This is a genomic window from Nostoc sp. NMS9 (assembly GCF_017114995.1).
GTDB lineage: Bacteria > Cyanobacteriota > Cyanobacteriia > Cyanobacteriales > Nostocaceae > Nostoc.
In genome coordinates, this window is record NZ_JABXKL010000001.1 from 19167 (window position 1) to 42135 (window position 22969).

A 22969-nucleotide genomic window follows, 5' to 3' on the forward strand; every position below is an offset into this window, starting at 1 on the left:
ATTCAGATTTTTGAGTAGTTGGCTCTTTGATCTGAACCGAGACAGGACAATATAACCTGGGAAATTCAAATCATTAAATCGACTTGATAATTACAAATCAGAGAGTGGCACTTGGAGCGAGAAAAGGCCAATGGTGCTTAGAGGTTTAGCAGCAAGTACAGTATCTCCTTGCAGAGTAAAACTTATTGTGTCTGTTGCACCCAGTTGCTGTGATAATGCTGGTTTAAATTGGGTTATTGAAGAATTATATAAAATATATTCTCCATTATAATTACCGCTTTGTCCAGGTTGTAAAACTTGCTGTTGTGGCACTACGTTCTGTCCAAAATTATAAAAACCTCTCGTACTACCTGAATTATTGGTAACTGTAAAACCTCCCATAATTTCAGAGGCTTCATCGTAGCTTAATTCAGATAATAAATTGTCATCCTGGTCATCAAAACTGATAGAAAAAGAATCTTTTCCTGCTTTAGAAGTTGTTTGTAGCATGATGCAAATCTCCTAACAATACTTCAATGTTAATTAGATGATGCAGAGATAATTAGGTAACTTTTAAGAAGTTGCATATTTGTGGGATAAATTTGCGGCTGTAACTATCGAAATTTTGTTCTGTATTTGACGAACTTATTCAATGATTCCGCTATTGCCCAAAGAAAGCATCTTTTTAAATGAACTTCTCTGCATATCACTCTCTACGATGACTTTTAGTCTTTATGCACTTGGATCGGAAAAATTTTGAAAAATCTGTAAAATACTTACGCAGCAAGGAATTAACTTTTGGCTGTATGGCTGTATTATAATTGAAATCAGCTATCGGCAAGTATTCCATGCAACCCCGACAGGGCATTGTTGAAATCTTTTCTACCTTTGTGCAATTTGATGTAGATCAATTTAGTGGTTGGGCAACAGATGCCAAACTGCGACGCAGTATGAAAGTTTGCCTGGAGGAGTCGTCAACTGAGAAATCAGATACCTTTTGGGCACTTTACTGGTATAAAGTTTGGCAGACTCAATCTAGTGCTGTGGCACTTGCACATATTTCTGCTTATTTACAAGAGGTGTGCTATTGGACTTCTAGAAAATTTACCCTTAACTTTCCCACGCAGTCGTCTGTAGCAGATTGTTTTCAGATGGCGATCGCTAATACTAACAAAATCCTCAAAAATTTCAATCCTCAATACAGTTCGCATTTAAAAGCTTACGCACAATTAACTTTTGAATCGATTATCAAAGATGCACTGCGCTTACAGCGGGAAGCAGACATTTGCTCAGACTGGGCATTATTGCATAAACTCAGCCGCAAACGACTAGTGCAGTCATTACAAAATGCCGGATTGAACGCCGAAAGCATCGAGAGTTATGTTTTAGCCTGGGAATGCTTTAAGGAACTCTACACAGGTGACAATACAAAAATTCGTCAGCTTCCCAAACCAGATGCTCGGACTTGGGAGGCTATTAGTAATCTTTATAATGCAGAACGTTTAAGCCGATTGAGTTCACCCACTGCCGCAGTCAATCAGCAAACCATAGAAACCTGGGTATTATCTGCTGCTAAAGCTGCCCGTACTTTCCTGTATCCTAAGTTTGTTTCCGCAGACGCTCCCCTCAAAGAAGACGATCGCAATTTATTAGATATATTGCCTGTAGATTTGCAAACATCTTTACTAACGGAAATTATTGAGCAGGAAGAAGCTGTGAATATGCGATCGCAGCAAACTCAGTTAAACCAAGTTTTGTACAAAGCGATCGCTGCACTCGATGCTGAGTCTCAAAAAGTACTACAAGCTTACTACGTTCAACAACTGACTCAACAAGAAATTGCTGCACAGTTAGAAATTAAGCAATATACTGTTTCCCGTCGCCTTAGCAGCATTAAAAAGTCATTGCTTTTGACTCTCACGCAATGGAGTCAAAACACCTTGCATATTTCCCCTAAATCCGACGTAGTAGATGCCATAAACACAAGTTTAGAGGAATGGCTGAAAGTCCAATATAGCCATACCCAGCTTCAATGAGCAGACAAGATATAATTTTGTCTCTCCCCTCTCCCTAATATGGTCTTTATATGAAGCCATTCTAAAATTATTTATGTTGAACCCACCTGCCCCATTCACCATTGACTCACAGCTATACTTGGAAATTACCCAATCTCCAGAGGCGCAAGAACAACCATACTCAACAGCTGGTGCTTGTCAACGTGGGTGGATAAATCAAAAATGCTTGCAAGCATTTTTGCCTTGGTTCAAGGAGGAAATTGCTCCCACCGCCAGGGTTTATCCTAACAGTGCGGCATTGCCGAGTTTTTGGGAAGTAGTCAATGGTACAGCTATTACTTTTGATCGCGATCGCCTTGTATTAATTCCCACCCTGGCGATGGATGACGATGAGTTACGCGTACCGCAAGAATGGGTAGATATTCCAGAGTGGGTTGCTGACTATTACGTAGCAGTACAAGTTAATCCCGATGATGGCTGGATGAAGATTTTCGGCTACACAACCCATCAAATTCTGAAAACAAAAGGGATTTATGATGCTGGCGATCGTACTTACAGCTTGGAAAGGGAAGATTTAATTCTAGATATTAATGTGCTGTGGGTTACACGCCAACTTAATCAGCCAGAAGCCTTACGTGCCGAGATTGCACCTTTAGATTCTATTGCCAAAATCCAGGCAGAAAACCTTTTAGAAAGATTGGGCGATCGCGATGTGAAATTTCCGCGTTTGGCAGTTCCATTTTCACTCTGGGGTGCGCTCTTGGCACATAGCGGTTGGCGAAAAAAGTTGTATGAACTGCGTCAGGGTTTACTCATACAGCGATCAATTCCGCAATGGTTACAGACAGGAGTAGCCAATTTAGCTCAACAGTGGGGATGGGAAAAAAGAGAATTCGTTGTGGTACTTACGGGAATGCGGAGTGCAGAACCAGTTCTAGGCTTGTCTCGGCAAATAAAAGTTGCAGAGCAAACATACGAGTTACGCATTTTCCCAAAAAGCGCTTCTGAGGACTATGTTTGGCGTTTTGAATTGCGAAATACAACTCTTGATAGTCAAATTCCGGCTGGGTTTAAGCTGCGACTACTAACGGAAGACTTACAAGCTTTTGAAAATAATCAAGATACGGCAACAACACCTGTAGATATGTTGTATTTGGAAGTAATTTTGGAACTAGGAGAAGGATTGGTTTGGGAAATAGAACCCACACCTGAAGACTATGACCGAGAGATTTTGCGGTTTTAAGTGTTACCTTCAAAAATCTTCACGTTTAGCCTCTATTATTTGCTCTTACACTGAATTTAACTACACACAGTAGGCAATTCATTTAGCAACCAAGATATATACAGCAGGGTGTAAGGGCACGGTAGTGCCCATTGGTGTCAACTTAATCTGAAACCCTTGTCAAGACGTGATATTGAGTTCATTCGCTTATGGTTACTCACAGCGTCACCCCACCTCGGTTTTGTCTAAAGCCAAAACCGCCCCTCCCCGATGCCTTGGGGCTACGGTGTACACACAAGTCAAATTACCCCCCTCAATCCCCCCTTGTAAAGGGGGGAAGCCGGAAATCGAGTTCCCTCTTAAAGGGGCTGGTGAATTGTCGCCCACTAACTAACCTTGCAAAGGGGAGAAGCCGGAAATCGAGTTCCCTCCCCTTTGCAAGGGGAGGGTTAGGGTGGGGTAAAGCGTATGTGGGACAAGCGTTTGAGCTTAAGTTGACACCAATGGGCAGTGCCCTGCCCCTACGGGTGTACTTCACATAGATACAACTCAACATCTAGGGAGAACTAGCTGTGGACAAGTTAATCATCTTAAAGTTAGGGGAGGGAAACTTTGAACAAGGGTTTACCGTGACTCTACAGATTGGCGATGAAAATGTCCGCCCGACTGTGGAAATCACAGGTGAACTTCCCTCCAACCCGGAAATTCTCCGCGTTTATCACCGTTGGCAATCTATTTATCGTAATTTAAAGTTGCCATCTCGTCCGATTGGTTTACCTAAAGAACTTAACCAATTTCCTAGCCTAGAATACTGCCAGCAAGTGAGTGAGGAATTTAAAGTAAGTTTTAATACTTGGCTTGCTTCCGATTCCTTTCGTTCCATCCGCGAGACATTGTTAGAAAAACTCATGCTTGCGGATAATATCCGTATGCTTTTACAAACCAAAGACCTGCGATTACAGAAATTCCCCTGGCATCTTTGGGATTTGCTAGAACGCTATCCCCAGGCAGAAATAGCCCTGAGCGCTCCTGCTTACGAACAAGTCAACCTTAACCGCATAGCAACTACATACGACAAAGTAAAAATCTTAGCGATTTTGGGTAACAGTCAAGGTATTGATACCAAAGCAGACCAGGCGCTACTTAATTTGTTACCCAATACAGATATTACTTTTTTAGTTGAACCACAATGCCTTGACCTTACTGACCAGCTATGGGAGCAGAATTGGCAGATTCTATTTTTCGCCGGACATAGTTCCACTCAAGAAACGAATCAAACAGGAAAAATCTACATCAATCAAACAGAAAGTCTAACAATTAGCCAGTTAAAGTATGCCTTGAAAAAGGCAGTAGAACGAGGTCTACAACTAGCGATTTTCAATTCCTGTGATGGCTTGGGATTGGCATGGGAGTTTGCAGATTTACATATTCCTCAAATTATCGTGATGCGAGAGCCTGTACCCGACCGGGTGGCACAGCAGTTTTTAAAGTATTTTTTGGAAGCCTTCGCGCGGGGAGGTTCGTTGTATTTAGCCGTAAGGGAAGCACGAGAAAGGTTACAGGGACTAGAAAACCAATTTCCCTGCGCTACATGGTTGCCTGTCATCTTTCAAAATCCGGCTGAGATGCCATTGAATTGGGGGAAATTGTTTAAAAATACACACAATCTTCCTGCATATTTGTCTCAAACCACGCCTGTTAGAGGAATCACAAATCGGCTTGGCTTCTCATTGATTTTACTGACGAGCATGGTAGTAACTGGAATATTAATCGGGATACGGTATTTGGGCGTACTGCAACCATTAGAGCTAAGTGCATTTGACCAATTAGTACGCTTGCGTCCTCCTGAAAAACCAGACTCACGCCTACTGATTGTCACTGTGACTGAAGAAGATGTGCAGGCGCAAAAACCGGAAAAACCTCAAGGTTCGTTGTCAGACAAATCACTTGCCCAACTGTTAGAAAAATTAGAGGCATATCAACCACAAGTTATTGGTTTGGATATATACCGAGATTATCCAGTGGGTAAGGATTATCCAGCATTGGCAGAAAGGATGCGAAAAAGCGATCGCTTTGTCGGGGTATGTCAACTCAGCGATTCTCAAGCAGGAAAACCAGGTGTGAAACCACCCCCAGAAGTTTTGCCAAAGAATCTAGGTTTTAGCGATATTGCCATAGATTCAGATAATGTCGTGCGTCGCCATCTGTTAGCGTTAAGTCCTGCGCCCTCATCTCCTTGTACTGCACCCTATGCCTTGAATGTTCAACTTGCGCTGCGTTACCTGTACACCAAGGGAATTCAGTTGCAATTTAACCCTGATGGCGCGTGGCAATTAGGGAAGGTGACATTTAAACCAATAGAAGCTCATACCGGAGGTTATCAAGGAGTTGATGCTTTTGGACACCAAATTTTATTAAATTATCGTTCTTTTGGTTCACCAGAAGCGATCGCACCAAGTATGACCTTACAACAAGTGCTAACGGGTAAGCTAAATGCCAATGCAGTCAAAGACAAAATAGTCATTATTGGCACAACAGCAGAAACTTTTGGTGATTACTGGTTAACTCCCTACATCACTCCTCAAGGAAAATTACAGGCAATACCAGGAGTATTTTTACAAGCCCAGAAGGTCAGTCAACTGCTCAGGGCTGCTTTGGAGGGACAACCTCTGTTGTGGACTTGGCCACTTTGGGGTGAGGTAATTTGGGTTTGGGGTTGGTCTTTTTTAGGCGGTTTGTTTACTGCTTATCTGCACCGATTCATTTACTTAAGCTTGGCAGGAGGAATAGCCATTATCAGTTTATACGTTAGCTGTTTTATATTTTTAATTGTATATAGTTGTTGGGTTCCCCTGATTCCTGCTATGTTGGCTTTAGTAGGTAATAGTTTAATAGCTACAACTTACTTAAATATGAAATTTAAAAATTAATAATAATGCCAATTTGAAGCATGAAAATCGCCGTTCAGCAGACAGGAGTTAGGAGGTTTTATGAAAAGCTATTGGCAAAAAATACAATTAATCGTGGTATTGGGAATAACTTTGTTAGGAATTATTGGCTATTCTCCAATGATTTGGATGACACCAGCTGCGGCCATTCCTAAAAAATTTTCGCCTCCTCCACCTCCTCCAGACAGGGGTGCAGCAGGCGATCGCGGCGGAGCTGCAAGTCGTGGTTGTGGTGTTAGTAATCAGTCTGTTATTGCACTTGTACCTATATACGAAGAGAGACTCAAACAAGGACAAACAGAAGCTGTTTCTGTTACTAAAGTTTGGGGCTTTACGGCTGAAAAATCTCCAACTTTTTGGTTTTTTGTCCCCTATAAAAAATCTACAATTGATTCCATCGAGTTTGTTCTCAAAGATGAGTCAATTAAACCAAGTCAAACTCTTTACCGAACAATAGTAACAATACCAGAAGTACCAGGAATTATTAGCATTCCCTTAAGCGCAAATACTCCCCCATTGCAAGTAAACAAGATGTATCACTGGTTTTTCAAGATAAAAGTTATTTGCAATCCACAACAACCCGTAGAACAAGAGTATGTAGAAGGATGGGTGCAACGGATCAATCTAAATCCTAAATTAGTAGATAGCTTGAAGCAAGCAACTCCTCAGCAACGGGTAAACCTTTATGCCGAGAATGGTATTTGGTACGATGCCTTGACTACTTTGGCTGAATTACGTCTTAGCAAACCTGAAGATCCAACTCTAGCCGTGGAGTGGATGAATTTGCTTAAATCTATAGATTTAGAGAATTTAGCTAAACAACCTCTGATAAAATGTTGCCAAGGCAATACAAAGTAGCACAGCAAAGCAATAGACCTCTTGCAAAAGTCGGTCCAGGTAAATAGACCACGCAGTAGGGGCACAGCATTGCTCATTGGTGTCAACTTAACGCGAAATGGGCGGTTAGAAACCGCACGCCAGGCGCTTCTCCCAAGGGGAGACGCTGCGCGAACAAGTCGGCGGAGCCGCCCAACGCACTGGCTCGTCTACACAAACAAAACCCACCTCCGTGGGTTTCAAAACTTTGATTTTCCGTTAGTCCGCGGCGGCAGACTTTGCCTGTGTAGCCGCGAATTCCATTCGCCAAGGCTTCAGTTGACACGTATGAGCAATGCTGTGCCCTTACGATAGATGTGGTTCAAATACTGGGACTTAAACAAAAATCAAGCCCAAATATAGCCTAAACTGGCTTTATAAGAAGCAAACAGGTCACGATTAAGAGTCAACCAATCAAAAAACCTGAAAGACATAGCTGTTCTGAAAGCCTCTAAAGCTTCAGTAAAAGTGGTCAAAGGTTTGTTAGCCCACCTGCGTCTTAAGCCACCAGTGAGTTGATGCCAAAGAATAAAAGTGTAGGCACAAAAAACTAAAATAAAATGTCGAAGTAGGCTTGTTTTATCTCGAACTTGATATTCTTTAAGTTCTAGCCATCCTTTGGCTCTGGCTAAAGTTAGCGATCGCCATACCCAAAATTATGATTATCGATATAATTTTCTGTGTAGCCTAGTTATTAGTCTACGCACAACTAGGAGAACCTGAGTATGACAATCTTGCAAGTTGTAGACAAAGAGTTTTCAAAAGTTCCCGTCATTGATATTAGTGCGCTGATTTCTCAAACCAACAACTCTTCTGATGTAGTTTCAGACCAAATCAGACAAGCTCTCCATGATTACGGTTTCTTCTATATCATCGGACATGGAGTTGATGAACAACTACAAGAGCAACTAGAACATCTCAGTCAACAGTTTTTCGCGCAGGATGTAAAAACTAAACTGAAGATTCGTATGGCTCTTAGTGGTAGAGCATGGCGAGGATATTTCCCCGTGGGTAAGGAATTGACATCAGGTAGACCTGACTTAAAAGAAGGTATTTACTTTGGTGCAGAACTAGAAGAAGACCACCCACTTGTGAAAGCTGGTACACCAATGCACGGTCGCAATCTTTTTCCATCCAACATTCCCCAATTTCGGGAAACAGTGCTGGATTATATAGACTCAATGACCAAACTCGGACATACCTTAATGGCTGGTATTGCTCTGAGTTTGGGATTAGAAAAGTCCTACTTTGTAGACCGTTATACACAAGATCCATTGATATTATTTCGGATTTTCAATTATCCTCCTCATTCATCATTATCTGAATCTAAATGGGGCGTTGGCGAACATACTGATTATGGTGTATTAACTATACTCAAGCAAGATAATGTCGGTGGATTACAAGTTAAATCAAAGTCTGGTTGGATAGATGCACCTTTTATTCCTGGCTCGTTTGTGTGCAACATTGGGGATATGCTTGATCGCATGACACAAGGACTGTATCGCTCAACACCCCACCGCGTTCAGAACCTATCAACAAGTCATCGCCTTTCGTTCCCGTTCTTTTTTGACCCCAATTTCAACGTTGAAGTCAAACCCATTGAACTGAAGGATGTAGTAGTGAATGATGATAAAAGCGATCGCTGGGATAAAGCCAGTGTTCACGAATTTGACGGAACTTATGGCGAATATCTCTTAAATAAAGTCTCCAAAGTATTTCCAGAACTACGTCAAAAAGTGCTTGAAAGTGCTGAATAAAAACCCACTCCCCAAACACCCAAATTAACTTTGATAAGGACGTGGCAGTTGACGCAGCTTATGAGCCGTATCCAATTCACTATTGTTTTTTTTGCCATATCCCCAACCCAAGAGGCTACGATATTCACCCATGATGCCACTTTCAATTAAATCATCCTCATTGACTGCAACATTAGTATGAGATTCAGGCGCAACATAGAGTGCATCCGCAGGACAATATGCCTCACACATGAAACAAGTTTGACAGTCTTCCTTGCGGGCGATCGCAGGTGGTTGGTTAGGTACGGAGTCAAAGACATTGGTAGGACACACTTGGACGCACAAATTGCAATTGATACAGAGTTTATGGCTGACAAGCTCGATCATGACATGCTCCTGCTACAACTTTGATACAGAGGGTGTGGTTTGAGTGGTTTGTACTGGTGGTGTAGCGTAGACGCTTTGCGGCTTGTCGCCAGACATTGCATCCGTAATCCAATCACGCCTCACCCAAAGCTTATCCAAGCCGCCTGTTGCTTGGTAATAACGCTGATTTGGATCGGTTTCGGGATAGTCCACACGAATATGTTCGCTGCGCGTTTCCGTACGATGTAACGCGCTAAAATATGCCCATCGTGCTACAGCCGTCAGAGCAGCTGCTCGACGAGAAAATTCCACATCGCGCACTGTATCTTGTTTCGGGTTCCCTTGTACTTGCTGCCACAGCGTTTCTAATTTAGCGAGAGAATCCAAAAGTCCCTGCTCAGAACGCAAGTAATTCTTCTCTAACGGGAACATCTCAGCTTGTACACCATGCACGATTGCCTCACTATCGAATGTTTCAGAAGTGGGTGAGGGTGACGATCGCAATCCCACTTGACCAGCAGGACGCGCAACCCGTTCATTTGCTTGAGCGCCCAAACTTTTCGCAAAGGTAGCTGCCCCAACTCCAGCCCATTGCCCTGTAGAGATTGCCCAAGCAGCATTGGGGCCACCACCTCCAGAAGCTAACCCGGCTAAAAATTCCCGCGATGCAGCATCACCGGCGGCGTAGAGTCCAGGAACCTTTGTACCGCAACTATCATCGGTCAAACGGATTCCACCTGTACCACGGACTGTACCTTCTAAAATTAGTGTTACAGGCACTCGTTCTGTATAGGGATCAATACCAGCTTTTGTATAGGGGAGAAAAGCGATGAAATGAGACTTTTCAATCACTGCCTTGACTTCAGGTGTAGCTTTATCCAAACGAGCATAAACGGAGCCTTTCAAGAGGGCATTAGGGAGAAAGGATGGATCGCGACGACCATTGATATAGCCACCCAGATCATTGCCTGCTTCATCAGTATAACTAGCCCAGCCAAAGGGAACACCCCTTGTCACTGTGGCATTGAAAGCCGTCGAAATGGCATAGTGATTAGAAGCTTCCATACTAGAAAGTTCCCCACCAGCTTCCACTGCCATCAGCAATCCATCACCTGTATTGGTATTGCAACCTAATGCTTTACTCAAAAATGCACAACCGCCATTCGCTAAGACTACTGCACCAGCACGAACGGTATAGGTACGATGATGCTGCCTCTGCACACCTCTTGCTCCAGCTACTGAGCCGTCGTCAGCCAATAAAAGCTCTAGAGCGGGACTTTGATCAAAAATCTGTACACCTACACGCAAAAGGTTTTTGCGAAGTACCCGCATATATTCAGGGCCATAATAACTCTGACGCACAGATTCCCCATCTTCTTTAGGGAAACGATAGCCCCAACTTTCCACTAGGGGCAAACTCAGCCAAGTTTTTTCGATAACACGCTCGATCCAACGTGAGTTAGCGAGGTTTTTTCCTACGCGATAACGCTCCGATAAAACTTTGTCCCAATTCTCTGGAGAAGGAGCCATGATGCCATTGCCACTAGCTGCCGCCGCACCACTCGTACCCAGAAAACCTTTATCAACAATGATGACTTTGACTCCTTGGGATGTGGCTGCCCATGCTGCCCATGCTGCGGCAGGGCCACCACCAATTACCAGTACATCAGCAGCTAATTGTAGTTCATTTTCACTATGGACTGCTAGCAATTCTCTTTCCTCAATAAAGTTTCCACAGTATTCCACAGTACGGCAGAATTCAGAAGCGCTCCAACTTTTCGCTGCATCTCTGCATAAGGCAAATTCATTTATACATTCACCAACGCACAGAAAATTAATAAACAGAAGTCAACAATTTATCGATCGCAGCCCGAAACGCCGTTGCGGCACCAGCACTCATGTCACGAGGGGCGCAGATGCGATTTCTCAAATATGCGAAAGCGATCGCCCCCACAGCAGCGAAGATAGGATCAACACTGCTATTTTTACCACCAGTCCTTCCACCCGGTAAAGTTTCGCCATTGCCATGAATGAGATAATCAGCCAGTTGTCGCAGGTGAAAATCAACAGCGTCCTTAACTGTGGTAAAATCACCATCTGCTGCTAAACCTTGGACTCCAGAATTTTTGATAATATCTGCGATCGCAACTTCCCGATTATCGCTCAATCTCTCAGCTGCTTCGGCTCGATATTGAATTTTCTCACTATCTGCCACATCCAGAGGTAAAGAATTTCCAATCGGTTCCACACCCCATCTGCGACGCAACAGTAAATTATTGGTAATATTATCCGACTTCACTCTGTGATAAGCAGAACGCTGATTAAGTGCGTCAAACCAAGCATTAATGCGAGGAAAGCGAGGATTTCCTTTGAGGTGATATCCCCGATACACAGGTAAATTAGCCGCCAATCTATCTAAATGGGGGCTATACAAAATGTCAACTAAGCTAAATGTACTGACAAAGTAGGGGCCTGGATATTTAGCCAAAGCTTGCTCAAGTTCATCTAACTTCGCCTCAAATGCTGCTTGTAAGTTTGCCAACTCATCAGCATCTACAGGTGCTTCTCTCAGGAATTTGTACGCAATCTCTCTAAAACCGTTAGTTTCAGCCTCCTCAACCAACTGTCTAGCAACAGCGTTTTCCTCTGAATTTTCCGGCAATAATGCAGGACTAGGAAACCTTTCTTCTAAAGCCAAGAGAATATCTTTAGATTCATATACTAAATTCCCCTCAATCTTTGCTGCTGGGACAAGGGTTGTAGGAACTAAGTCAGTGTACCATTTGGGTTTATTACTTAAATCAATAAACTCCGTTGCAAAGGGAATTTCCTTTTCTTCCAGAGCAAACCAAACTCGTTCGCAGAAAGGACACCAGGAATTAGTATCTCGATAAAGCAAGATTGGCGGTTCTGTATTTGGGGGAAGTTTATGTAAACTACTGGGTATTGGTGCAGTAGAAGGAGATTGTCCTGTCCTCTTTACCCTACGCGCAGGGGTATTTTTTCTAGCAGTTTCTAAAACTTCTTCCCAACTCGATACTGTGTTTTGAATAGACATTTTTTACCTCGCTTTACTAGGAATGCCGGAAAACACAAATAACTGTTGCTCTTTGGGTGCAGCCAAGTTTTCACCAAGGTATCGATGAAGACCAACACCCATATCTCCTGTAGCCGTAAGTTTAAAGTTTATTTCCTCAAATCCAGATGCACTTAAAATTTTCCGCACATTGTCAGACAAGGGAATACCGTTGGAGTGTCCACGAGTCCAAATGACAAAAGCACCTGGTTTACTCAGAAAACTCAGGTTATCTAGTAAGCGATTGAGTTCAGCTTCCTGTGCCAGATTGCCAAAGACACCACACACAATCACGATATCTGCTGGTACTGCTCCTACATAGTTAGTGGCAAGAGTTGCATCACCATTGATAAACTCAATTTGCTTGGCTAAACCCAAAGACTTTATAGTTGTTCGTCCACGCTCAACTAACTGGGGGCTGAGTTCAACAAGTCGTGCATATACATCATTTATTCGAGGGTGGTTTTTTAAAGTTCCTAGTAAATCTCGTCCATCACCCGCACAAACACTCACTATTCGGATAGCGCCATCTGGTAAGGCATTCAAGCTGTAAGCAATATATTCCTGCACGATTTCTAGACGCTGCTGCAATTTTGGCTCAGTATCGTATAGGTCGTGCCATTCATACCAATCTTTTGGCATAAGGAGTGATTCCCATTTGATGCACACTGTGTATTCAATAACTACGGTTACTTTATAGAGTAACTGTATTTTGTGGATGAAGGCAGAGTATCACAGACATTCATATAAAATCAAGTCTTATTAGGAAGGCTCCTAGCCTATTTCGTATGAGTGAAACTGTCTACATCGAAACTAGTATTTTGGGCTACCTTACAGCCAGATCAACCAGAAATCTGATTTTGGCAGCAAACATAGAAATCATAAGAGAGTGGTGGGAGTTTCGCCGAAGTGCATTCACGCTCTACATTTCACAAGTTGTTTTAGATGAGGTGGCACGGGGAGACACCGAGATTGCCGTTAAGCGTCTGGAGATTCTCAACGGGATGCCGTTAGTAGAACTCAATCAGGCTGTACAAAACTTGTCAGCAGAATTTCTCGCACGAAGCAATCTTCCTGCCAAAGCCTCAGATGATGCAGTTCAGATTGCGGCAGCAACCGTTCATCAGCTGGATTACCTGCTAACGTGGAATTGTAAGCATATAGCAAATGCTCAAATTCAAAGGAAACTTGCATAAATCAGTCTTGATTTTGGATATCAGTTACCCGTAATCTCCAATCAAAACTTACAGCTTTTTAAGGTCTGATCTAGCCTTCTCACTTGCTATAATTTAAGTGCCAAGACTATATGCCATACCATGAAATATCCTCTCCAGACACAATCTAAGCCCGTTTCAGGCATTGCCGCTAAGAAACTGCTGGAAGCGATCGACTCTGGCGGCGCTGTGGTTAATGATCAGATGCTTGCCCTGGCCAAACGCCTTACCACTCGCCGTCGCCGCAAAGCTCTGAAAAATGGCTAATTCCGGTAAATTTGATGGAGTTGACTTTTGTAAACTCGATATTGAGCTACTAACCCCTGAACTGCGGCAACTTGGTCAGGGGTTTCGCTGTGTTAGGGGAGAATTTGTCACTTATTGGAAACAGGGGCGAATCCAACGGGAAGTAGATTCCTATCTGTGTCAATGTTGGATGGTGAGGGTGGAAGACGCTCTAGCAGGCTACATTACGCTTCTGGCGGATAAGTTACAGGTGGAGGATGCGCTCTTGGCGCGAGAAAGCGTGAAATATCGTACTTTTCCGGCTATCAAGATTGGGCTACTCGCGGTTGATCGTCGCACAAAAGGGCTTGGAGTGCGGTTGGTGGAATGGGCAATTGATTATGTGATTACGGAAGTGGTGCCTGTTGTTGGGGTAAGATTCATTACAGTAGATGCGCTCTACGATGCAGATGTTGAGCCAACTTATGATGCGTCTGGCTTCTACGTTAAGTTAGGATTTGAGTTTGCTGATCCTACTGAGCCTCTACCACCTATTAATCCATATCTCACAATGTATCTGGATCTGAAGCCATTGATAGAGGTGTTGGCTATAGAGGAAATGGATGAAGACTGGATATAGTCGCTGTGAATTAGTGAATGTTTAAGTCTTTTCTCAATCCTTTCATAACAATCTTTTGGCACAAGGGATGACTATTGTGTAATCCAAAACTACTGTTAATTTATCAATTAAATGTATTTAATGACTAAAAGCAGGTATTATAAGAATTTATAATAAATCAAGTCTTAATTCTTTTAGCTGGGTTGGAAATGCGTTTAGTCCCGGTAGATAGACTTGATGAAACAGGCGTAACTATTGATTTTAACTAAGACCGCCATGAACCCTAGTTTTTTAACTGCCCATACTCCAACCACGATCGCTATTGTTGGCGGAGGTTTTAGTGGTTCTCTAGTCGCTACCCATCTATTAAAAACTGCAACCCAACCCCTTACCATTAAGCTGATTGAGCGTAGTCATCAAATTGGCAAGGGAATTGCCTACAGCACAGATACCAACTGTCATTTGCTGAATGTCTCGGCAGGCAACATGAGTGCATTTGCCCATGATCCGGGGCATTTGTTACGTTGGCTTCAGCACAACCGCGATGAGTTAGTAGCATTTTTGCCCGAAGAAGTCAATGCCAGTACATTCATACCTCGTAAGGTCTATGGTTTATACATTCAATCGGTTTTGGCAGAAGCAGAAGCCACAGCACCTAGTGATGTGCGACTAGAACGCTTGACCGATGAAGTGGTAGGGGTACAGCCGGAAGAAAAAGGCGCAATCATTTCTCTACGTAGTGGTCGCTGTTTTGCCGCAGACAGAGTTGTGTTGGCATTGGGGAACTCACCTTCTGCACCCCCCGCCATGCAAAACGCCAACAGTGATGATGAAAGTTATCTGCGGAATGCTTGGTCAGCTGATGCCCTAGCAGACCTTGATGCTGATGCACCTGTGTTGCTAATTGGTACAGGACTGACGATGGTGGATATGGTTTTATCTCTGAGCGATCGCCAACATCGGGGTAAAATTTATGCTGTATCCCGACGAGGATTATTTCCCCTCAAACATCAAGCGGCTCAACCTTATCCCTGTTTCTTGACCCCAGAAAATTCACCAAAAAGTGTACGTGGCTGGTTACGTCGGCTGCGTGCCGAGGTGGAAATTGCTGCTGCCCAAGGCTACGACTGGCGAGCAGTAATTGATTCTCTGCGTCCCATGATTCAGAAAATTTGGCAAAAACTACCAACAGAGGAACAGCAACGTTTTTTGCGTCATCTGACACCCTATTGGGATGTGCATCGTCACCGCATTGCCCCCAGAGTGGCGGATGTTGTAACTGAAATGCTGGATTCTGCTCAACTCACCATTGCCGCCGGGCGGATTCGGGAATATCAAGCTTTGCCGGACGGTGTAGCAGTGACCGTGTGCCAGCGCAAAACTCAAACTAATCATATCTTGCACGTTCGTCGGGTAGTTAATTGTACAGGGGTAGCAGCAGATTATCGCCGATCGCCTCATCCTCTGATTACTAATTTGCGATCGCAGAAATTAATTCGCCCCAATGCCATCGGTTTAGGATTAGATACAGATACCCACGGTGCTTTATATGCAGCAGACGGTAACGTTTCGACGCTGCTTTATACCTTGGGAACTCCCCGCAAGGGTGACTTGTGGGAAACTATCGCTGTACCAGAATTACGGGGACAGGCGCAGGAATTATCTAAGGCGTTGTTGCAGTCGCTACCAGTGCGTGTGCGTCCTATTCCGACGATGCCTTTATTAAGCGTAACTGATGTCTACGACGGGCTACGCCTACGCAGTGCAGAGATACCCCAGTCAACTTTCCTATTTCGGCAATTTTTTGACCCTGAAACTAGTAGTTACACTTATTTAATTGCCGATCAGCAGACAGGAGATGCTGTTCTAGTCGATCCTGTATTAGAGCAAGTTGACCGTGATTTACAATCATTAGATGAATTGGGATTAAAGCTACGCTACTGTCTAGAAACTCACCTTCATGCCGATCACATCACAGGAGCAGGCAAACTCAGGCAACAAACAGGTGCTCAGGTAATTGTTCCCCAGAATACTGCTGTGACAAAAGCCGATCGCTCCCTTGTCGGTGGCGAAATCCTAGAGGTGGGATCGGTAATCATCGAAACAATTTCCACGCCAGGTCACACCGCCAGTCACATAGCATATTTGGTGAACAAAACCCATCTGTTAACTGGTGATGCCTTATTTATTCGTGGTTGTGGACGCACAGATTTTCAGGGAGGTGATCCTGGAACTTTATACGATGTAGTGACACAACACTTATTCACCTTGCCAGATGATACCTTGGTGTATCCTGCCCATGACTATAAAGGGCGTACAGTTTCCACTATTGGCGAAGAAAAGCGGCTTAATCCCAGATTTAGCGATCGCAGCCGTAGTCAATTTATTACCATCATGAATAATCTCAAATTGAGTTATCCCCAAAAGATGAATGCAGCAGTACCAGCGAATGAATACTGTGGTGATTTTATTCCTCAAGAAAGCTTAGACCAGGCTACGAGTTCGGCAACAGATGAAGAACAGAAACAAATAGAACTCACAGTCATGACTAATACAGAAATCTACAATGATTACTTTGCTATGTATATCTAAGATGAATTCTAGTAATAAATTTACCTGAGTCGTTGGTTTAGACTACGCGGTAGTTGAGCGTAGTCTAAACCCAAGCAACTGAATAGTCGAGAGTTGAGCGTATTTGTGCTGAACGTAGTCGTACCCTTTCAGGGAAGCAAGCTGCGCGTAGCGTCCCGTAGGGAAGTAGTCGAAACTCATCAGCTTTTGGGTTAAATTATATCTGTTGAGTAATGGCTCTAGAATGTTAGATATTGGCTCAGTTAACATACGCCTATGTCACTCCAAGAAATTAAAGAACAAGCTTTCAATTTGCCGCCCAATGAGCGACTAGCTCTGGTAAATTTCATTGTTGAATCACTCCAAGCTGAACTAAGTCTTCAGACAAACCAAACACAGACAGAACAAGCTTCTGTTTATATTCCTGGCAGTTCTATCAAGGGGGAAGTTAGGTGCAGAACAAGAACGGACAGCTTTAATTAGTCGAATGCGCGGATTCTTGAAAGTAGTTTCTCTATAGTGTAGGCAGCCCAATACTTCAGTTTTACTCATTAGAATTTTTCGACCCAAGGTCGCAATTCCACTTCCCATGTCCAAGCATTGCGAGGTTGGCGGAGAATGTTCAGGTAAGTTTGCGCGATCGCATCTGGATCAAGTAAACTATCTGGTTGATTATCTGGTTCTATCCGGGTAGCAGAACGAATTGCTCCATCAATCACAAAATGCGCTACATGGATATTCTGAGGAGCCAATTCACGGGCAATGCTTTGAGCCAAACCCCGTAAAGCAAATTTACCCATTGCAAACGGTGCAGACTGAGGATAACCCTTAACACTGGCGGAAGCACCTGTAAAAAAGATAGCTCCCCCACCCACAGCTAACTGACGTTTTGCCGCCGCTTGTGCTACTAAAAAGCCACCATACGCAGTAATTTCTAGTGTTTTGGCAACATCGGCTGGGTCAAGTTCCACAAATGAACCCCGAACGCGCCAGCTAGGATTATACACAACCAATGTTGGTACTCCTAGTTTTTGTTCGACATCTGTAAATAGTTGTTCAACTTCATCTAGTTGAGAAGCATCAGCAGTAAAACTGACGGCTCCAATTTCATCAGACAATGCTTTGAGCTTATCAATTTGCCTTGCTGCTAAAGCAATAGTAAAGCCTTCTTTTGCCAATAAACGGGCTAGTGAAGCACTGAGTCCACTACCAGCCCCAACAATCAATGCAATATTTGTCATACCCTCAATTTCTCCCTTGTAATTTGAACCATAATTTGACCAAACGGTCACGAAATACTTCAAAAGCAGTTAGGACATTCCCCCTTTTCCAGGGTACATACAAAAAAACCAGTAAAGACATCAAGAATTGCAAAGGGTTAAAACAAAAGTAGAGCCAATAGCCAACATTGATTTAACAACCTCTGGCTCAATCCCTAAAGGCTTTAAACAAGTAATTTGATTCATCATTTCGAGCATACTATATTCTTTAATATTAAACCCTTGTTCATAAGCGAACTGTTTCACATAGTCGATGTTTTCAAAGTGATAATTATTAATAGCTCGACCTGAGACATTACTTGCAGTTCGATTTAGTCTTTGCAACCCAGGACTAATTTGCCGTAATTGATTCAAGCCATCAAAAGTGGTTAGGTCAGGTGTAATCCATACACCGCCGTAAACTTGCAGTATCTCACGAACATTAGCAAACACTTTTTGCTTTTCTGCTAAGGTTAGGTATGTTAACAATCCTTCGCATAAAACAACTACAGGTTGGTTTTGATGTAAATAATTTACGTTCAAAGGAAACTGACTAGGTTGATTAGTAGCATCAATTGCTTCAAAATACAAATTCTGCCGTTCTCCAATCAATCGTTTTACGAGTTGCTGCTTCTGACTAATCATTGCAGGTAAATCACTTTCAACAAAAGTGATATTTTGATTTTGAGACATTGCCATACCACGAGGCAATAATCCAGATGCTAACTCGATAATTTGGGTAGTCTCAAATTGCAAGTGTTGAGATATTACTTGATTAACAGCTTTGTAACGAGCCTCAACAAGAACAGACACTTCACTCGGCTGACTTAATTTTTTTTGTTGCAGTTGTTCTATGAAGCTTTCGGCATTAACTAATTGAGCTAATTCCTTGCCATAAAGGATATCAGTAAACTGCCTAGTATAAGCTACCATCAAAGCTGTTGGACTAATTGCATCAAAAGAGCTTGCTTGTGATTGAACCATCTGCTACCTCACATATAGTTTTTTATCTGATCTAATATTTGTGTATCTAATATATAATACGGTAAAACTATTGACTTAGCGTATTTGCCAAGCACGTTTTGGATATAACCCTTGAAATAGCATTAACTTTTGGTCAGGGTATGATTCAAAATTTGGTCATCCGGGGGGTAAAAGCACATCCCTCAAATGATTAACATAACCAACAATTTACCAAAGCTATACTAAACAAGCTCCTGACTTTTTGTCAAAATGAGCAACAGAGATATTTTTGTAGTTAGCGCTCTTTTATTACTCACAAAAACATCGCCTTCATCATGATCCAGTTAACGCAATACAAGGTTTAGTCCATCAACATCAAGAACTTCTCTGTGTGCTTGAGTCTCAGGCTCTTTCATACGAATTAGACAGCTAGGGCCTGTACCTTAAACGATATCTTATATTTTTAGTTGCATATTGTACAAATTCGAGTAAGTACCATTCACCGCGATTAACTCTTCATGCGTTCCTTGTTCATCAATTCCATTATCCGTTAATACTACAATTCTTTGTGCGTTTCTGACTGTTGACAGACGATGGGCTATAACTAGTGTTGTCCGGTTATCGGTTAACTTCTCCAATGAATCTTGAATGGCCTTTTCACTTTCATTATCCAGATTGCTCGTCGCTTCATCAAAAATGATAACGGGTGGATTTTTTAAGAAAGCGCGTGCAATACTCAACCTTTGCTTTTGGCCTCCTGATAATTTTACGCCACGCTGACCAATATCCGTATTGTAACCATCCGGTAATGTCATAATAAAATCATGGGCATTCGCTTTTTTGGCTGCTTCAATGATTTCTTCCTGGCTTGCCTCAAGCTTACCGTAGCGAATATTTTCTAAAACTGTCCCAGCAAACAAGTACACATCTTGTTGAACAATACCTATGTTCTTTCGTAATGAGCGTAAGCTGATATCTTTAATATTTTCACCATCGAGTAGTATTTCTCCATTGCTTACTTCATAAAAGCGGGGAATTAAGGAACATAGGGTTGTTTTACCAACACCTGAAGCCCCCACTAAGGCAACATATTCGCCAGCTTTTATACTCAAAGAGATGTTCTTTAATACATGGTCATTGTCTTCTTTATACTTGAAGATTACATCTTTGAATTCCACATTTCCTTGAACATGATTAAGTTCGATCGCATCTGCTGAATCTTGTATATCCGGCTCCACCTGCATAATGTGCATAAATCGGTCAAAGCCAGTGATACCTTCTTGATACAGTCTGGCAAAGTTAACAAATCTCCGAATTGGATCAATGAGGATGCCAATATATAACAAATAGGTCACTAAATCGGCTAAACCCAAAGAAGTATTTACAATAGCAACACCACCAAAGACAATCACTACAATAGTCATCAGTTGCGTAAAGACATTTATCCCCTCATGAAAGTAGGCTTCGCTCTTATAACCGTCTCGTCTGCTCTCAACAAAACGGGTGTTTGTGTATGCAAACTTCTTCTTTTCCCTTGTCTCGTTGGTAAACGATTGTACTACCCTAATACCTGCCAGCGTGTCTTCTACTTGTGCGTTAATATCACCAATTCTTTCCTTGCTTGTTCTTAGGGCAATATTCATTTTCTTATTGAAATATATGGCATAAACTATCATGATAGGAAAGAAGAGAAAGACAATTAAAGTCAGATTAACGTTAACAGTGATTAAAATAATAAAAGCACCGACAAACTTCACTAACCCGATGACAATATCTTCAGGACCATGATGATACAGTTCACTGATTGATTCCAAATCATTGGTGATACGGGTCATCAACTGACCTGTTTTTTGTTGATCATAAAAACGAAACGATAGCTTTAGATAATGGTCAAATAAGTCACGGCGCATATCACTTTCCATCATGGTTCCCATCATGTGTCCCCGATAGTCAACAAATGTGTTGCACAAAGCATGAACCACAACCAAAGTGAGCATGACTGTGCCGACTGTATATATTTGACCGAGCGCATTGGGTGCATTTACTTCCAAGACATTTTTGGTAATGTATCTTGCACACAAGGGAAGTAACAACGTAATTACTGAAACAATAAATGCACATACGATATCTGCAAAAAGCAATCCTAGATATGGCTTGTAATACGACAAGAATTTCTTGTTTCGAGAACCCATAAAGTTTTTCCTCAAACAGCTAAGGCTGCATTGTAATGGTGGACAAACAACGAAATCAGGCTGATATAATTTGTTAGTTTTTTCGCTAAGGTGATCAAAAATCAAAAAGTGACTATGTGATACTCACGACTCCAAAACAATGAGCGGCGTAGGGTATCCCTTCCCTAGCCGCTCAAAACAAAACGACCACAGACGAAAGATCCCTGTAGCCGCATAATTTCTTATGAATTAAACGGCCACGAGTGTGGCGTACACCCATGACCGAAAATGTTCCTTCCTAGTGCATGAACAAGTGCGGTAGAACAAACGCACTGACGCATTTATATTGCACTCTGCGACAGCGTAATGCTACACACCTATTCCATAATCACTATTGGAGGCAATACACCCATACATCGATATGTAGCAAGGGTCTAACCACTAGCCACTGCGATATACACAGCGACGGGAAGACAACTAGAGAGCTACGAAACCGATACAATTACCGGATGCTCACAGATACCTCAAATAGTTCAGCGACCGTTCACACGACCTGAAGGCATTCTTTTGGTTAAAAGGCTCACTCCACAAGCGAGCAGGCCACACTACATGGAGCAGCATTGGTCAGCTCATACATTTTGTAGATTAAAGCTGTCATCTTTGCGTCTCCTAAAAAATTTCAATCTTGTGTAGTATACAGTAACACGCAGATTATTAGAGGTCAAGTCAGTTAGGAGAATTTCAACCCTCTACCTGCTCTATCTCTACACCCGTTCCTTGGTCTAATTCTATGAACTTTGGCCCGGCGATCAAAACTACGATCATCATTAAAATACTCGTCACCATGATGATGCTCACCACGCTGGGATCTTCAAAATTACTTGTAGCTACTAATAATGCTGCGGCAAAATTACGTTGAGCTGTTCCTACTCCTAGCACTCGTTGAGTATCGATACCAGGGCCGCCCAAAAGATAACCTACGCTAAAAGAGAAGACTATGAAAACAGCACAAACTAAGATTGCACCTGTTTGTAATAAGCCAATGATATCGTTAGTGTGAACTATCAGCCTAACTACCAGACCTAAAAGCAATCCAGCATTAGATAATTTGAACAAAATTGGCTGGATAATGGGGGCGATCGCACTCAATTTTGCTTTGATGAATAACCCAATGATCAATGGGCTGACCATCATTAACAATAAGGGTTTGGCAATGTCCCAGGAGTTAATTTGTACACCTTCCACCACTAAGGGCAGTACAATCGGCATATAAAAAATTGTGCCCAGCATTAGCAACATCATTAATCCCACCGAGAAAGCTATATTGCCTTTGACTATGTGGGCAAGTTTAGGTAGTGCTGGAGGCCCTGATGCTACTGCCATGATCAGTAAGCCATCTCTGAGTGGTTCACTTAAATGTACTACTTGCAATAGTAAATATACAAAAAGCGGCACTAGCACAAAATTTGTTAGCAGCGATGATATGACTAAGCGGAGGTTGCGGAGTGGTTCCCAAATCTGTTGTACGGTGAGACTTAACCCTGCACCCAGCATGGTGAACACGATAAATGTGAAAAGTGCGAGTTTGTCGATTAATGACAAGATTTCGTTCATGATTTTTTATCTCACGCGGAGGGGCGGAGGGGCAGAGGGGAGAGGGGCAGGGGAGATGAGAGAGCAGGGGAGCAGGGGGCAGGGAGCAGAGGAGCGGGGAGATGAAGGAGATGAG

At 42.7% G+C, this 22969-nt stretch carries 19 protein-coding genes and 1 pseudogene; 10 read left to right on the plus strand and 10 right to left on the minus strand.

Annotated elements, in window-relative coordinates:
* Positions 1 to 90 precede the first annotated feature (90 nt).
* Positions 91 to 489, minus strand: a complete 399-nt coding sequence (locus tag HWQ40_RS00045; RefSeq protein WP_292774063.1) for a hypothetical protein — start codon at positions 487 to 489, stop codon at positions 91 to 93.
* Positions 490 to 827: 338 nt separating this feature from the next.
* Between HWQ40_RS00045 and HWQ40_RS00050 the strand changes: the two genes are divergently transcribed.
* The 4 genes from HWQ40_RS00050 to HWQ40_RS00065 all read left to right on the plus strand — a co-directional run bounded on the left by HWQ40_RS00050 (position 828) and on the right by HWQ40_RS00065 (position 7022).
* Entirely contained in the window at positions 828 to 2015 is a 1188-nt protein-coding gene (locus HWQ40_RS00050) for a sigma-70 family RNA polymerase sigma factor (RefSeq protein ID WP_292774065.1), read from the plus strand.
* 73 nt (positions 2016 to 2088) lie between these two features.
* Positions 2089 to 3237, plus strand: coding sequence for a DUF1822 family protein (locus tag HWQ40_RS00055; protein ID WP_292774067.1), 1149 nt, complete (start codon positions 2089 to 2091; stop codon positions 3235 to 3237).
* Positions 3238 to 3788: 551 nt separating this feature from the next.
* Positions 3789 to 6146, plus strand: a complete 2358-nt coding sequence (locus HWQ40_RS00060; protein ID WP_292774069.1) for a CHASE2 domain-containing protein — start codon at positions 3789 to 3791, stop codon at positions 6144 to 6146.
* Positions 6147 to 6206: 60 nt separating this feature from the next.
* Entirely contained in the window at positions 6207 to 7022 is an 816-nt protein-coding gene (locus tag HWQ40_RS00065; protein WP_292774071.1) for a DUF928 domain-containing protein, read from the plus strand.
* Positions 7023 to 7387: 365 nt separating this feature from the next.
* Here the strand turns inward: HWQ40_RS00065 and HWQ40_RS00070 are convergent.
* Positions 7388 to 7663 (minus strand): annotated as a pseudogene (locus HWQ40_RS00070) (IS701 family transposase); the annotation flags it as partial.
* A gap of 102 nt (positions 7664 to 7765) precedes the next feature.
* Here HWQ40_RS00070 and HWQ40_RS00075 point away from each other — a divergent pair.
* On the plus strand, positions 7766 to 8797 hold the full coding sequence (locus HWQ40_RS00075) for a 2-oxoglutarate and iron-dependent oxygenase domain-containing protein (protein WP_292774073.1): 1032 nt from the start codon (positions 7766 to 7768) through the stop codon (positions 8795 to 8797).
* Between the two features lie 24 nt (positions 8798 to 8821).
* On the opposite strand, the gene HWQ40_RS00080 is transcribed toward HWQ40_RS00075, so the two are convergent.
* The 4 genes from HWQ40_RS00080 to HWQ40_RS00095 form a co-directional block, all read right to left on the minus strand.
* The gene (locus HWQ40_RS00080) at positions 8822 to 9163 is read right to left on the minus strand and encodes a 4Fe-4S binding protein (protein ID WP_292774075.1); all 342 of its coding nucleotides are present in this window, start codon (positions 9161 to 9163) and stop codon (positions 8822 to 8824) included.
* 12 nt (positions 9164 to 9175) lie between these two features.
* Positions 9176 to 10888 carry an FAD-binding protein gene (locus tag HWQ40_RS00085; protein ID WP_292774077.1) on the minus strand — a complete coding sequence of 571 codons (1713 nt, stop codon included), beginning with the start codon at positions 10886 to 10888 and terminating at the stop codon, positions 9176 to 9178.
* Positions 10889 to 10976: 88 nt separating this feature from the next.
* The gene (locus tag HWQ40_RS00090; RefSeq protein WP_292774079.1) at positions 10977 to 12200 is read right to left on the minus strand and encodes a glutathione S-transferase family protein; all 1224 of its coding nucleotides are present in this window, start codon (positions 12198 to 12200) and stop codon (positions 10977 to 10979) included.
* Positions 12201 to 12203: 3 nt separating this feature from the next.
* Positions 12204 to 12860, minus strand: coding sequence for a class I SAM-dependent methyltransferase family protein (locus tag HWQ40_RS00095; protein WP_292774081.1), 657 nt, complete (start codon positions 12858 to 12860; stop codon positions 12204 to 12206).
* Positions 12861 to 13006: 146 nt separating this feature from the next.
* On the opposite strand from HWQ40_RS00095, the gene HWQ40_RS00100 reads away from it, so the two are divergent.
* The 5 genes from HWQ40_RS00100 (at position 13007) to HWQ40_RS00120 (ending at position 17330) form a co-directional block, all read left to right on the plus strand.
* Positions 13007 to 13414: a type II toxin-antitoxin system VapC family toxin gene (locus tag HWQ40_RS00100; RefSeq protein WP_292774083.1), complete on the plus strand. Its 408-nt coding sequence runs from the start codon at positions 13007 to 13009 to the stop codon at positions 13412 to 13414.
* 120 nt (positions 13415 to 13534) lie between these two features.
* A complete protein-coding gene (locus HWQ40_RS00105) occupies positions 13535 to 13699 on the plus strand; it encodes a hypothetical protein (RefSeq protein ID WP_292774085.1) in 165 nt (54 codons plus the stop codon).
* Positions 13692 to 14297 (plus strand): GNAT family N-acetyltransferase, encoded by a 606-nt coding sequence (locus tag HWQ40_RS00110; RefSeq protein WP_292774087.1) that lies wholly within the window; start codon positions 13692 to 13694, stop codon positions 14295 to 14297. The genes HWQ40_RS00105 and HWQ40_RS00110 overlap by 8 nt, the downstream gene beginning before the upstream one ends.
* A 255-nt stretch (positions 14298 to 14552) precedes the next feature.
* Positions 14553 to 16868, plus strand: a complete 2316-nt coding sequence (locus HWQ40_RS00115; RefSeq protein WP_292774089.1) for an FAD/NAD(P)-binding protein — start codon at positions 14553 to 14555, stop codon at positions 16866 to 16868.
* A 255-nt stretch (positions 16869 to 17123) separates the two neighbouring features.
* A complete protein-coding gene (locus HWQ40_RS00120; protein WP_292774091.1) occupies positions 17124 to 17330 on the plus strand; it encodes a hypothetical protein in 207 nt (68 codons plus the stop codon).
* Between the two features lie 68 nt (positions 17331 to 17398).
* On the opposite strand, the gene HWQ40_RS00125 is transcribed toward HWQ40_RS00120, so the two are convergent.
* The 4 genes from HWQ40_RS00125 to HWQ40_RS00140 all read right to left on the minus strand — a co-directional run bounded on the left by HWQ40_RS00125 (position 17399) and on the right by HWQ40_RS00140 (position 22854).
* On the minus strand, positions 17399 to 18088 hold the full coding sequence (locus HWQ40_RS00125; protein WP_292774093.1) for an SDR family NAD(P)-dependent oxidoreductase: 690 nt from the start codon (positions 18086 to 18088) through the stop codon (positions 17399 to 17401).
* A gap of 120 nt (positions 18089 to 18208) precedes the next feature.
* Positions 18209 to 19090, minus strand: a complete 882-nt coding sequence (locus tag HWQ40_RS00130) for a class I SAM-dependent methyltransferase (RefSeq protein WP_292774094.1) — start codon at positions 19088 to 19090, stop codon at positions 18209 to 18211.
* A 434-nt stretch (positions 19091 to 19524) separates the two neighbouring features.
* Complete coding sequence (locus HWQ40_RS00135) at positions 19525 to 21261, minus strand: ABC transporter ATP-binding protein (protein ID WP_292774095.1); 1737 nt, start codon at positions 21259 to 21261, stop codon at positions 19525 to 19527.
* Positions 21262 to 21981: 720 nt separating this feature from the next.
* Positions 21982 to 22854, minus strand: a complete 873-nt coding sequence (locus HWQ40_RS00140) for a bile acid:sodium symporter (protein WP_292774097.1) — start codon at positions 22852 to 22854, stop codon at positions 21982 to 21984.
* Positions 22855 to 22969: the final 115 nt, after the last annotated feature.